General features: G+C 72.0%; 12 protein-coding genes. 7 read left to right on the top strand and 5 right to left on the bottom strand.

Translation table 11 applies throughout. The annotated features are described in order from the left end of the window. Positions 1-127 precede the first annotated feature (127 nt). Entirely contained in the window at positions 128-2,641 is a 2,514-nt protein-coding gene (locus ACIGW4_RS06355; RefSeq protein WP_123458704.1) for an RNA helicase, read from the top strand. Positions 2,642-2,653: 12 nt separating this feature from the next. Beyond that, a complete protein-coding gene (locus ACIGW4_RS06350) occupies positions 2,654-3,517 on the top strand; it encodes an acyl-CoA thioesterase II (RefSeq protein WP_123458705.1) in 864 nt (287 codons plus the stop codon). A gap of 37 nt (positions 3,518-3,554) precedes the next feature. On the opposite strand, the gene ACIGW4_RS06345 is transcribed toward ACIGW4_RS06350, so the two are convergent. Both ACIGW4_RS06345 and ACIGW4_RS06340 read right to left on the bottom strand, forming a co-directional pair. Next, positions 3,555-4,625, bottom strand: coding sequence for an RNA ligase (ATP) (locus tag ACIGW4_RS06345; protein ID WP_123458706.1), 1,071 nt, complete (start codon positions 4,623-4,625; stop codon positions 3,555-3,557). A 110-nt stretch (positions 4,626-4,735) separates the two neighbouring features. Then, on the bottom strand, positions 4,736-4,960 hold the full coding sequence (locus ACIGW4_RS06340; RefSeq protein ID WP_359589502.1) for a DUF6011 domain-containing protein: 225 nt from the start codon (positions 4,958-4,960) through the stop codon (positions 4,736-4,738). 36 nt (positions 4,961-4,996) lie between these two features. On the opposite strand from ACIGW4_RS06340, the gene ACIGW4_RS06335 reads away from it, so the two are divergent. Both ACIGW4_RS06335 and ACIGW4_RS06330 read left to right on the top strand, forming a co-directional pair. Beyond that, positions 4,997-5,479: a glutathione peroxidase gene (locus tag ACIGW4_RS06335; protein WP_359589503.1), complete on the top strand. Its 483-nt coding sequence runs from the start codon at positions 4,997-4,999 to the stop codon at positions 5,477-5,479. Beyond that, on the top strand, positions 5,472-6,239 hold the full coding sequence (locus tag ACIGW4_RS06330; RefSeq protein ID WP_399578805.1) for a putative protein N(5)-glutamine methyltransferase: 768 nt from the start codon (positions 5,472-5,474) through the stop codon (positions 6,237-6,239). Before ACIGW4_RS06335 ends, ACIGW4_RS06330 begins: the two co-directional genes overlap by 8 nt. A 49-nt stretch (positions 6,240-6,288) precedes the next feature. Here the strand turns inward: ACIGW4_RS06330 and ACIGW4_RS06325 are convergent, their stop codons facing one another. Beyond that, entirely contained in the window at positions 6,289-7,662 is a 1,374-nt protein-coding gene (locus ACIGW4_RS06325) for a cytochrome P450 (protein ID WP_123458710.1), read from the bottom strand. Between the two features lie 174 nt (positions 7,663-7,836). Continuing rightward, the gene (locus ACIGW4_RS06320) at positions 7,837-9,051 is read right to left on the bottom strand and encodes an acyl-CoA dehydrogenase family protein (RefSeq protein WP_123458711.1); all 1,215 of its coding nucleotides are present in this window, start codon (positions 9,049-9,051) and stop codon (positions 7,837-7,839) included. A gap of 162 nt (positions 9,052-9,213) precedes the next feature. Between ACIGW4_RS06320 and ACIGW4_RS06315 the strand changes: the two genes are divergently transcribed. After that, positions 9,214-9,861 (top strand): TetR family transcriptional regulator, encoded by a 648-nt coding sequence (locus tag ACIGW4_RS06315; RefSeq protein ID WP_123458712.1) that lies wholly within the window; start codon positions 9,214-9,216, stop codon positions 9,859-9,861. 59 nt (positions 9,862-9,920) lie between these two features. Here ACIGW4_RS06315 and def read toward each other — a convergent pair whose 3' ends face one another. Continuing rightward, positions 9,921-10,478 (bottom strand): peptide deformylase, encoded by a 558-nt coding sequence (gene def / locus ACIGW4_RS06310; protein ID WP_123458713.1) that lies wholly within the window; start codon positions 10,476-10,478, stop codon positions 9,921-9,923. A 126-nt stretch (positions 10,479-10,604) separates the two neighbouring features. Here def and ACIGW4_RS06305 point away from each other — a divergent pair, with 126 nt between their 5' ends. Together ACIGW4_RS06305 and ACIGW4_RS06300 are read left to right on the top strand one after the other, a co-directional pair. Continuing rightward, entirely contained in the window at positions 10,605-11,852 is a 1,248-nt protein-coding gene (locus tag ACIGW4_RS06305) for a MurT ligase domain-containing protein (RefSeq protein ID WP_116162279.1), read from the top strand. Positions 11,853-11,871: 19 nt separating this feature from the next. Continuing rightward, positions 11,872-12,600, top strand: coding sequence for a type 1 glutamine amidotransferase (locus ACIGW4_RS06300; protein ID WP_123458714.1), 729 nt, complete (start codon positions 11,872-11,874; stop codon positions 12,598-12,600). Positions 12,601-12,632: the final 32 nt, after the last annotated feature.

Here is a 12,632-nt window from a genome sequence, read left to right as displayed (position 1 = left end):
GACCCGCCCCGTTTCTCCCCTGCCGGTGCTCAGTTGACGACCGGTCGACGGACGAGCCTACCGTCCGTGATCAAGGCAGCTGACGGCCGGTTCCCTCATCCGAGCGGAATGCGGGCAAGATGGGGGCGTGACCCTTATCGATCAGCTGCCGCCGACCGCCGACCCCGACGCCCTCTTCGAGGCCTTCTCCTCCTGGGCCGAGGACCGGGGCATCACGCTCTACCCGGCCCAGGAAGAGGCGCTGATCGAGGTCGTCTCCGGGGCCAACGTGATCCTCTCCACCCCCACCGGATCGGGAAAGTCGCTGGTCGCGGCGGGGGCGCACTTCACCGCGCTCGCCCATGACCAGGTGACCTTCTACACCGCGCCGATCAAGGCGCTGGTGTCGGAGAAGTTCTTCGACCTGTGCAAGCTCTTCGGCACCGAGAACGTCGGCATGCTGACCGGCGACGCCTCCGTGAACGCGGACGCGCCGGTGATCTGCTGCACGGCGGAGGTGCTCGCCTCGATCGCGCTGCGGGACGGCAAGGACGCCGACATCGGCCAGGTCGTCATGGACGAGTTCCACTTCTACGCCGAGCAGGACCGCGGCTGGGCCTGGCAGATCCCGCTGCTCGAACTGCCCCAGGCGCAGTTCGTCCTGATGTCGGCGACGCTCGGCGACGTGTCGATGTTCGAGAAGGACCTGACCCGGCGGACCGGGCGGCCGACCTCGGTGGTCCGTTCGGCGACCCGGCCGGTGCCACTGTCGTACGAGTACCGGCTCACGCCCATCACGGACACCCTGACCGAGCTCCTGGAGACCAAGCAGGCGCCCGTCTACATCGTGCACTTCACGCAGGCGCAGGCCGTCGAGCGCGCGCAGTCGCTGATGAGCATCAACATGTGCACGCGCGAGGAGAAGGACCGGATCGCCGAACTGATCGGCAACTTCCGCTTCACCACCAAGTTCGGCCAGAACCTCTCCCGGTACGTGCGGCACGGCATCGGCGTGCACCACGCGGGCATGCTGCCGAAGTACCGGCGGCTCGTGGAGAAGCTGGCCCAGGCGGGCCTCCTGAAGGTGATCTGCGGGACCGACACCCTCGGCGTCGGCGTGAACGTGCCGATCCGCACGGTGCTCTTCACGGCCCTCACCAAGTACGACGGCAACCGGGTGCGCACGCTGCGTGCCCGTGAGTTCCACCAGATCGCGGGCCGGGCCGGCCGGGCCGGCTTCGACACGGCCGGCCTCGTGGTGGCGCAGGCCCCCGAGCACGTCATCGAGAACGAGAAGGCGCTCGCGAAGGCCGGCGACGACCCGAAGAAGCGCCGCAAGGTGGTCCGCAAGAAGGCCCCCGAGGGCTTCGTCGCCTGGAGCGAGACCACCTTCGAGAAGCTGATCGAGGCCGAGCCGGAGCCGCTGACCTCCCGCTTCAAGGTCACCAACATCATGCTGCTCTCGGTGATCGCCCGGCCGGGCAACGCCTTCGAGGCGATGCGCAAGCTCCTGGAGGACAACCACGAGCCGCGCAAGGCGCAGCTGCGGCACATCCGCCGGGCCATCGCGATCTACCGCTCGCTGCTCGACGGCGGTGTGGTGGAGCAGCTGGACGAGCCGGACGCCGAGGGCCGCACGATCCGGCTGACGGTCGACCTCCAGCAGGACTTCGCGCTCAACCAGCCGCTGTCGACGTTCGCGCTGGCCGCGTTCGACCTGCTGGACCCGGAGTCCCCCTCGTACGCCCTGGACATGGTGTCCGTCGTGGAGTCGACGCTGGACGACCCGCGTCAGATCCTCGCCGCGATGCAGAACAAGGCGCGCGGGGAGGCCGTCGGGCGGATGAAGGCGGACGGCGTCGAGTACGAGGAGCGGATGGAGCGGCTCCAGGACATCTCGTACCCGAAGCCGCTGGAGGAGCTGCTCTGGCACGCGTACAACGTCTACCGGAAGTCGCACCCGTGGGTCGGCGACCACCCGGTGTCGCCGAAGTCGGTCATCCGCGACATGTACGAACGGGCGCTGACCTTCACGGAGTTCACCTCCTGGTACGAGCTGGCGCGGACCGAGGGCATCGTGCTGCGGTACCTGGCGAGCGCGTACAAGGCGCTGGACCACACGATCCCGGACGACCTGAAGACCGAGGACCTGGAGGACCTGATCGCCTGGCTGGGCGAGATGGTGCGGCAGGTGGACTCCTCGCTGCTCGACGAGTGGGAGCAGCTGGCCAATCCGGAGGTCCAGACGGCCGAGGAGGCCCAGGAGAAGGCCGACCAGGTCAAGCCGGTCACGTCGAACGCCCGCGCGTTCCGGGTTCTGGTGCGCAACGCCATGTTCCGCCGGGTGGAGCTGGCCGCCCTCGACAACGTCGACGCGCTCGGCGAGCTGGACGCCGAGTCCGGCTGGGACGCGGACGCGTGGGGCGAGGCGATGGACGCGTACTGGGACGAGTACGACGACCTGGGGACGGGCCCGGACGCGCGCGGTCCGAAGCTGCTCGCGATCGAGGAGGACGCGGCGCACGGGCTGTGGCGCGTCCGGCAGACCTTCGCCGACCCGAACGGCGACCATGACTGGGGCATCAGCGCGGAGGTGGACCTCGCGGCCTCCGACGAGGAGGGCCGTGCGGTGGTCCGCGTGACGTCCGTCGGACAGCTGTAGAGGAGACCTGTGGTGACCAACCCCGCCGAGAGGCTCGTGGATCTGCTCGACCTGGAGCGGATCGAGGTGAACATCTTCCGCGGGTGCAGCCCGCAGGAGTCGCTGCAACGGGTCTTCGGCGGCCAGGTCGCCGGGCAGGCCCTGGTGGCGGCCGGCCGCACCACGGAGGGCGACCGGCCGGTGCACTCGCTGCACGCCTATTTCCTGCGGCCGGGCAGGCCCGGGGTGCCGATCGTGTACCAGGTGGAGCGGGTGCGGGACGGCCGGTCGTTCACGACCCGCCGGGTCACCGCGGTCCAGGAGGGCCGGACGATCTTCAACCTCACCGCCTCCTTCCACAAGCCGGAGGAGGGCGCCTTCGAGCACCAGCTGCCGCCGAGGCACCTGACGGATCCGGAGACCCTGCCGAACCTGGCGGACGAGGTCCGCGAACACCTGGGGGAGCTGCCGGAGGCCCTGGACCGGATGGCCCGCCGGATGCCCTTCGACATCAGGTACGTGGACCGGCTGCGCTGGACCCGGGACGAGGTCAAGGACGCGGACCCGCGCTCCGCGGTGTGGATGCGGGCCGTCGGTCCGCTGGGCGACGACCCGCTGGTCCACACCTGCGCCCTGACGTACGCCTCGGACATGACCCTCCTGGACGCGGTCCGGATCCCGGTCGAGCCGCTGTGGGGTCCGCGCGGCTTCGACATGGCCTCGCTGGACCACGCGATGTGGTTCCACCGGCCCTTCCGGGCGGACGAGTGGTTCCTGTACGACCAGGAGTCCCCGGTCGCCACGGGCGGCCGGGGACTCGCGCGGGGCCGGATCTACGACCGCGAGGGCCGGCTCCTGGTGTCGGTGGTCCAGGAGGGCCTGTTCAGGAAGCTCTGATCCTCGTGGGGCACGGGTGGCTCCGGCCCTCCCCAGGTCACTCGAACTCGGTGCCGCCCTTGCGCGTGAGGTAGGCCGGGCTGACCGCCTTGGCGATGGCCCGGCCGCCGGTGACCGGGCTGTACCGCTCGGTCGCGGGCCGGATGACGACGCCCTCCCGCAGATGGGCCTCCCGGCCGGAGACGGTCTCCCGGCCGCTCGCGTGCGCGAGGACGGTGTCGAGGTCGTACGGCCCGGAGTACAGCCGCGGTACGAGCGGGACCTCGCCGGCCTCCAGGACCTCGGCCGGGTCCAGCCAGCGGACCTCTCCCCCGATCTCGGCGGACACGTCGAAGAGGGCGTAGCCGACGGTCTCGGAGCGGGCGTCGGCGCCGTAGGCGAGGTCCTGCACCCCGGAGCCGTACACCTCGCCGAAGAGCCCGACCCTGCGGGCGCCGAGCCGTTCGGCCAGCCGCTCGGCGACGCCGGCCAGCCCGTGCCCGTGGACGGCGCGCCAGTACAGGTTGCGCGGGTCCTCCTGGAGGGCGAGGCCCTTGGCCCCGAACCCCTTGGAGGAGACCTGCGTGCGGCCCTCCTCGGCGTGGAAGGTCAGCAGGCACGCGGTCCCGTGGAGCTTCTCCGTCAGGACGACGGGCTCACCGGGCGCGAACAGGTCCGGGTAGCGCTGGAGGTTCTCGATGTCGACCCACGGCAGCAGGTCGGGCGCCGCCTCCACGTCCCCGCTCATCGTCGGCGGTATCGGCGGCACCCACTTGGTGATCCCGAGCGCCTCCGCGAAGTCGGTCCCCTCGGCCGCGGCCCGCGCCAGGTCGACGCCGGCGAGCGCGGCGGGGCGGCACACGATCCCCTGCGACAGCTCCCCGCGCAGCCGTACGGCCTTCACCCGGTCCGCGTTCCCTCCGGCGAGCCGCCCGGTCAGCCCCAGCTCATCGACGAGCGCGAGGGGGAGCACGGCCTGCTCGGGGATGTACACGGCGGCGTCGCCCGTCCGGTAGGCCCCCTTGGCGACGACGGCCCGGTAGAGCCCGACCTGGGCGAGTTCCAGGGCGTCGGCGTTCGGATGCGGATGGACGGTGAGGACTTCGGCGGTGACGCGCAGGGTGGACATGGTTCAGGACTCCGGATGCTCGGGTTTCGATCTCATCGCGGCCCACTGTGGCCGACCCGAATTCCCGTGGGCGATCGATTTGCCGTCTGGTAGCGTCGCCGGGTCCGGGCCTACGACCGGTCGTCCAGCCCCGGGAGGGCGTCCTGTTCCACCTCGTGGCGGCGGGTGCGGATGTCCGGGGGCGCCGGGTGGAGTTTGGCGTCGCAGGTGGGGCCCAGGCCCGTGCGGCGGGAGTCGGCGCCGGTGAGGGGGCGGCCGCAGAGGCGGCAGTACACCCGGCGCGGTCCTGCCTGAGCTGCGGAATCGATCGCGATTGCCAGTGGTTCGTCTGCCATGTTGAGATCAAACCTCATTCCGACGAGGAGCAGTCCATGAGCCTGTACGACATCCCCCTGAAAACCCTGGCCGGCGAGCCGCTCTCCCTGGCCGACTACCGCGACCGGGCCGTGCTGGTGGTGAACGTGGCCTCCAAGTGCGGGCTCACCCCGCAGTACGCGGGCCTGGAGAGGCTGCAGAAGGAGTACGGGGAGCGCGGCCTCACCGTGCTCGGGGTGCCCTGCAACCAGTTCGCGGGGCAGGAGCCCGGCAGCGCCGAGGAGATCGCGACCTTCTGTTCGGCGACGTACGGGGTGTCCTTCCCTCTCCTGGAGAAGACGGACGTGAACGGCGAGGGGCGCCACCCGCTCTATGCCGAGCTGGTGAAGGTCGCCGACGCCGAGGGCGAGGCCGGTGACGTGCAGTGGAACTTCGAGAAGTTCCTCATCGGCCGTGACGGCGCGGTCACCCGCTTCCGTCCGCGCACCGAGCCGGAGGCCCCCGAGGTCGTGGCGGCGATCGAGGCGCAGCTTGTCTGACCCGGGGGTGGTCGAACGGCTGCGGGCCGCCGGGTGCGTCTTCGCCGAGGAGGAGGCGGAGATGCTCCTCGCGTCCGCCGCCGGGCCCGCCGAGCTGGACCTGATGGTCGAGCGGCGGGCCTCGGGCCTGCCCCTTGAGCACGTCGTGGGCTGGGCCGGGTTCGCCGGGCTGCGGATCGAGGTCGACGGCGGGGTCTTCGTGCCCCGGCGGCGTACGGAGTTCCTCGTCGGCCGCGCGGTGGAGCTGGCCCGGCCCGGCGCCGTCTGCGTCGACCTGTGCTGCGGCTCCGGGGCGGCGGGCGCCGTGCTGCTCGCCGAGGTCGAGGGCGCCGAGGTGCACGCCTCGGACGTCGAGCCGGCGGCGGTGCGCTGCGCCCGGCGGAACGTGGAGCCGCGCGGCGGCCGGGTGTACGAGGGGGACCTGTTCGCGCCGCTGCCGCGGGAGCTGCGGGGCCGGGTCGAGGTGCTGGTCGCGAACGTGCCGTACGTGCCGACCGAGGAGATCGGGCTGCTGCCGCCCGAGGCCCGCGACCACGAGCCGCACGTGACGCTCGACGGCGGTGCGGACGGGCTCGACGTCATGCGGCGGGTCGCCGCCGAGGCGCCGGAGTGGCTGGCGCCGGGCGGGCACCTGCTGGTGGAGACCAGCGAGCGGCAGGCGGAGTCGGCGCTCGCGGTGATGTCCGCGGCCGGTCTGGTGCCGCGGGTCGTCGCCTCCGAGGAGTGGTGGGCGACGATCGTGGTCGCGACCCGGCCGTAGAAGCCGTGGAACAGGGGGAGCGGCCCGGCCGCTCCCCCGCGCGGTCCGGTTACGCCGTCCTCGGCACCAGTCGGCAGCGGGCCGGGCCCTGCGTGGTGAGGGTGATGGCGGAGCCCACGGGCACCTCCGTGTCGACGGCTTCGAAGCCGTACTTCTGGAGGATCATCGCCAGCGCGATCACCGACTCCAGCATCGAGAAGTGCTGGCCGATGCAGGCGCGGGGGCCGCCGCCGAAGGGGAACCAGGCGTACCGGGGGCGGCCCGCCTCCGCCTCGGGCGTGAAGCGGTCCGGGTCGAAACGCTCGGCGTCCTCCCAGTAGGCGGGGTGCCGGTGGGTGACCCAGGAGGAGACGATGACGTCCGCGCCCGCCGGGATGGTGACGCCGTCGATCACGGTGGCGGCGACGGCGCGGCGGCCGATGGCCGGGGCGGCGGGGAAGAGGCGCATGGTCTCTTTGAGGACCCGGGTGACGTACGGCAGCGCGTCGAGGTCGCCGGCGTCGGGGGTGCGGCCGTCGAGGACCCGGTCGACCTCCTCGTGGGCCCGCTTCAGCACCTCGGGGTGGCGGCCGAGGAGGTGCAGGGCGAAGCCGAGGGAGGTGGCGGTGGTCTCGTGCCCGGCGAGCAGGAAGACGAGGACCTGCTCGCGCAGCTCGGTGGCGTCGAAGCTGCCGTCCTCGGCGCTCTCGGCCTCGACGAGCAGGGTGAGGAGGTCGTCGCCCCCGGCGGGGGCCCGGCCGGAGCCGCGCCGCTCGGCGATGATCCGGTCGCAGACCTCGTACAGCGCCTGGTGGACGGCGGCGGCCTTGCGGTTGCCGGGGGTGGGCCAGTGGCGCGGGACCTTGACCGGGGAGTAGCCGCGGCGGAGCACGTAGGCGCCGAGTTCGGGGAAGCAGCGCTCGACGATCTCGACGGCCGCGTCGACGTCGGTGCCGAAGAGGATGCGGGCGACGGCGCGCAGGGCGAGGCGGGTCATCTCGTGGAGGACGTCGACGGTCCCGGCGCCGCCTTCCTCCCACTCGCCGACGAGGGTGGTGACCTCGGCGGCGATGGCCGCCGCGTAGCCGTCGACGCGGCGCTTGGTGAAGAGGGGCTGGACGAGCCGGCGCTGGCGGAGGTAGTCCTCGTCCTGGCTGGTCAGCAGGCCGTTGCCGAAGGACTCGCGGATCTCCTGGTAGAAGGCGTTGTCCTTGCGGAAGTTGGCGGATTCCCCGGCGAGGACCTGCTGGGCTCCCTCGGCGGAGAAGACGCCGTAGAAGGCGGCGCCGACCCCGGGCGGGCCCGCGGTCATCCGCACGACGTCCCCGTGCTCGCGCCGGGCGCGCAGGAAGGTGCCCAGCGAGTCCTTCTTGAGGTCGAGCATGGAGCCGAGCAGCGGAAGTCCCGCGAGTTCGGGTGCTTCGGCACCTGTGGTGGTGGCCATGAACGGTTCCCCCTCGATCGTCGCCTGCGAGTTGATTCTCCCTCAGGAGGTGACTCGCCGGTAGGGAGGGCCGAACTGCGGGCCGGATCTGGCCGGTTGGCTCGAAAGGGGTCCCTCACGCGGTTGCCCTCCGGGACCCGGAGGGCAACGGGTTCTGCTTGGTGCGAGCGGCGGCTACTTCGCGATCGCGCGGCTGATGACCATCCGCTGGATCTCGCTCGTGCCCTCGAAGATCGTGTAGATGGCGGCGTCGCGGTGCATGCGCTCCACCGGGTACTCACGGGTGTAGCCGTTGCCGCCGAGGATCTGGACGGCCTGGGCGGTGACCTTCTTGGCGACCTCGCTCGCGTACAGCTTGGACATGGAGCCCTCGGCCGCGGTGAAGGGCTTGCCGGCGGTGGCCATCCAGGAGGCGCGCCAGACGAGCAGACGGGCGGCGTCGATCTGGGTGGCCATGTCGGCGAGCTGGAAGGCGACGCCCTGGTTCTCGATGATCGGGCGGCCGAACTGGACCCGGGTCTTGGCGTAGTCGAGGGCGACCTCGTACGCGGCGCGGGCGGTGCCGACGGCCATGGCGCCGACGGCCGGGCGGGAGGCCTCGAAGGTGGCCATGGCGGCGTTCTTCACGCGCTCGCCGCCCGCCTTGGCCTTCTCGCGGGCGCGGGCGAGCCGCTCGTCCAGCTTGTCCTTGCCGCCGAGGAGGCAGGAGCCGGGGACGCGGACGTCCTCCAGGACGACCTCGGCGGTGTGGGAGGCGCGGATGCCGTGCTTCTGGAACTTCTGGCCCTGGGAGAGCCCGGGGGTGTTCGGCGGCACGATGAAGGAGGCGTGCCCCTTGGAGCCGAGCTCGGGGTCGACGACGGCGACGACGACGTGGACGTTGGCGATGCCGCCGTTGGTCGCCCAGGTCTTGGTGCCGTTGAGGACCCACTCGTCCTTGGCCTCGTCGTACACGGCGCGGGTGCGCATGGAGGCGACGTCCGAGCCGGCGTCGGGCTCGGAGGAGCAGAAGGCGGCGACCTTGACGTCGTTCGCGTCGCCGTACATCTGCGGGACCCAGGTGCCGATCTGCTCCTCGGTGCCGTTGGCGAGGACGCCGACGGCGGCGAGACCGGTGCCGACGATGGAGAGGGCGATGCCGGCGTCGCCCCAGAAGAGCTCCTCCATCGCCATCGGGATGCCGAGGCCGGTCGGGTCGAAGAACTGCTGGGCGTAGAAGTCGAGGGAGTATATGCCGAGCTTGGCCGCTTCCTGGATGATCGGCCAGGGGGTCTCCTCACGCTCGTCCCACTCGGCGGCCGCGGGGCGCATCACATCGGCGGCGAAGCCGTGGAGCCAGTCGCGGACCTGCTTCTGGTCCTCGTTGAGTTCGAGCGTGAACTCGCCCATGTTCCCTCCCAGCATGACGTTACTTGCGGTAACACCAGTCTGTTACCGGCGGGTAGAGGCTGTCAACCTGCGGTGGAGCGGTTCGGCCCGACCGACGCCGGATCCCGGCCGGGTGTTACGTTGCGAGAGCCTCACGAATCGCACGGGCGGGGAGACACGCACATGGACATCGCACACCGGGCCACCGACCAGCAGACGACCGCCGAGCAGCGGCGCCGCGAGCTGCTGGAGGCGGCGGACCGGGTGGTGCTCCGGGACGGCCCCAAGGCGTCCATGAACGCGATCGCGGCCGAGGCCGGCATCACCAAGCCGATCCTCTACCGCCACTTCGGCGACAAGGGCGGCCTCTACCGCGCCCTCGCCACCCGGCACACGGACGCGCTGCTCGCCTCGCTCCGGGCCTCGCTCGACGCGCCCGCCGACCGGCGCCGCCGCGTCGAGGCCACCCTCGACACGTACCTGGCGTCCATCGAGGCGATGCCCCAGGTCTACCGCTTCCTCATGCACCCGGCGGAGGAGCCGCACCAGACCGAGCAGGGCTTCGACGTCGGCCGCCACTCGGCCCCGCTGCTGCGCCGCATGGGCGAGGAGCTCGGCCAGGTCATCGCCGAGCGCGTCGACCTGGGACCGGCCGCCGAGGCCCAGGCCCGGATCTGGGGCCACGGCATCGTCGGCATGATGCACGCGGCCGGCGACTGGTGGCTCGGCGAGCGCCCCTGCTCCCGCGCGGACCTGGTCAAGAGCCTGGCCGACCTCCTGTGGGGCCGCCTCGCGGCGGCCGACGACCTCCCGGGCGGGCCGGGCTTCTAGGGCCTGAGCGGCGGGACGCCCCCTAGGGGGCTTCCAGGGTCCGCCCGGCAGGACGCCCCCTAGGCGATCCGGTCCGCCCCGGTCCCCCACGGCTGCTTCCGGATCGCGCGCAGCAGGCGTGACTTGCGCCACCCCGTGACGTGGTCCGCGTAGACCCCGCCCTCCAGGTGATCGGTCTCGTGCTGGAGGCAGCGGGCGAAGAAACCCGTCCCCTCGATCCGTATCGGGGTGCCGTCCAGGCGTACGCCCTCCACCACCGCGCGGTCGAAGCGGGGGGTCGGCGCCTCCAGGCCCGGCAGGGAGAGACAGCCCTCGGGGCCCCGGATCACGTCGCCGTCCGCCTCCACCAGCCGCGGGTTCACCACATGGCCCAGGTGGCGGTTCTCCTCGTCGTCGGGGCAGTCGTACACGAACACCCGCAGGCCCGTGCCGACCTGGTTCGCCGCCAGGCCCACGCCGTGCGCCGCGTACATCGTGGCGAACATGTCCTCGACGAGCCGGGCCAGTTCGGGTCCGAAGTCGGTGACGGGCGCGCAGGGGGTGTGCAGCACGGGGTCGCCGAGGAGGGTCATCGCTCGGACGAGGCCGGAACTGCCGGGGATGGGGCGGTTTCGCATGGCCGTAAGGGTACGGTCCGCCGTGACCTCCCCGTTTCGCGCGGCCGCTCGCCGGTGCCGCTGTTCGGGCTGCTGGCCGGATCTCGATAGGCTGAGCCCGGACCGACGCAAGGAGGAACAAGAACGATGTCAGGACACCCCGGTAATCCAGAGCCGCTGTCGCCGCGCGCCAAGCTGGCCGTGACGGCGGGCAAGGCCGCGGCCGCGGTGTCGCGTGCGGCGGGGCGCGGCAGCGGATCGGTGATCGGCGGCCGGGTGGCGCTGAAGCTCGACCCCGACCTGCTCGGCCGGCTCGCGCAGCATCTGGACGTCGTCCTGGTGTCGGCGACCAACGGCAAGACCACCACGACCCGGCTGATCGCGGAGGCCCTGCGCGCCGCCGGTCCCGTGGTCTCCAACGCCCTCGGCGCCAACATGCCCGCCGGCATCACCTCGGCGCTGGCCGGCGGCACGGACTCCAAGTTCGGTGTGATCGAGGTCGACGAGAAGTACCTCGCGGGCGTCGCCCGGGACACCACGCCCAAGGCGATCGCGCTGCTCAACCTCTCCCGCGACCAGCTCGACCGCGCGGCCGAGACCCGGATGCTCGCCGAGAAGTGGCGCGAGGGCCTCAACGGCACCAAGGCCGTGGTCATCGCCAACGCCGACGACCCGCTCATCGTGTGGGCCGCCTCCTCCTCCCCCAACGTGGTGTGGGTCGCCGCCGGCCAGGAGTGGAAGGACGACGCCTGGTCGTGCCCCGCCTGCGGCGGTGTGATGCAGCGTCCGGGCGACGACTGGTTCTGCGGCGAGTGCGGCTTCCGCCGTCCCGCGCCGAGCTGGGCGCTCAGCGGCGACCACGTGCTCGACCCGCACGGTTCGGCCTGGCCGATCCGCCTCCAGCTGCCCGGCCGCGCCAACAAGGCGAACGCCGCCACCTCGGCCGCCGTCGCCGCGGTCTTCGGGGTGCCGCCGCAGGTGGCCCTGGAGCGCATGTACCAGGTGCAGGCCGTCGCCGGACGCTACGACGTGGTCTCCTTCCAGAACCGCGACCTGCGTCTGCTCCTCGCGAAGAACCCGGCCGGCTGGCTCGAAACGTTTTCCCTCATCGACGGGCCGCCCGCTCCGGTGATCCTCTCGGTCAACGCGCGGGGCGCCGACGGCACGGACACCTCCTGGCTGTGGGACGTGGACTACGGCCGGCTCGCCGGCCACCCGATCATGGTGATCGGCGACCGGAAGCTGGACCTGGCGGTCCGCCTGGAGGTCGCGGGCGTGGACTTCCGCGTCTGCGAGACGCTGGACGAGGCCGTCTCGATGGCCCCGCCCGGGCAGATCGAGCTGATCGCCAACTACACCGCCTTCCAGGACGTCCGCCGCCGCGTCGGCAACTGACCCGTAGAGGACTTGCAGCATGAGTGACAGCAGCCTGCGCCTGGTCTGGGTCTACCCGGACCTGCTCAGCACCTACGGCGACCAGGGCAACGTCCTCGTCGTCCAGCGCCGTGCCGAACAGCGCGGCCTCAGCGTCGAGCGCGTCGACGTCCGCAGCGACCAGCCGGTGCCCACCTCGGGCGACATCTACCTGATCGGCGGCGGCGAGGACCGTCCGCAGCGGCTCGCGGCCGAGCGGCTGCGACGGGACGGCGGCCTGAGCCGCGCCGCCTCCAACGGCGCGATCATCTTCTCGGTCTGCGCCGGGTACCAGATCCTGGGCCACGAGTTCATCAACGACCTCGGCGAGCGCGAGGCCGGCCTCGGCCTCATCGACGTGATCTCGACCCGTGGCGAGGGCGCCCGCTGCGTCGGCGACGTCCTCGCGGACATCGACCCGCGCCTGGGCCTCCCCCAGCTGACCGGGTTCGAGAACCACCAGGGCATCACCCATCTCGGCCCGACGGCCCGGCCGTTCGCCCGGACCGTCTTCGGCAACGGCAACGGGACCGGCGACGGCACCGAGGGCGCGTACAACGACACCGTCTTCGGCACGTACATGCACGGTCCCGTCATGGCCCGGAACCCGCAGATCGCGGACCTGCTCCTGAAGCTGGCCCTCGACGTGAACGCGCTGCCGCCGACCGACGACCGCTGGTACGAGGCGCTGCGCGCCGAGCGCATCGCGGCGGCCACGCAGCCCTCCTGAGTCACCCCGGGGCCGCCGCAGGTCCCTCGTAC

Origin of the sequence: Streptomyces sp. NPDC053513, from assembly GCF_044544765.1 — a bacterium.
GTDB lineage: Bacteria > Actinomycetota > Actinomycetes > Streptomycetales > Streptomycetaceae > Streptomyces > Streptomyces litmocidini.
The sequence above is the reverse complement of the archived record's forward strand: the minus strand, read 5'-3'. Positions and strand labels throughout refer to the sequence as shown.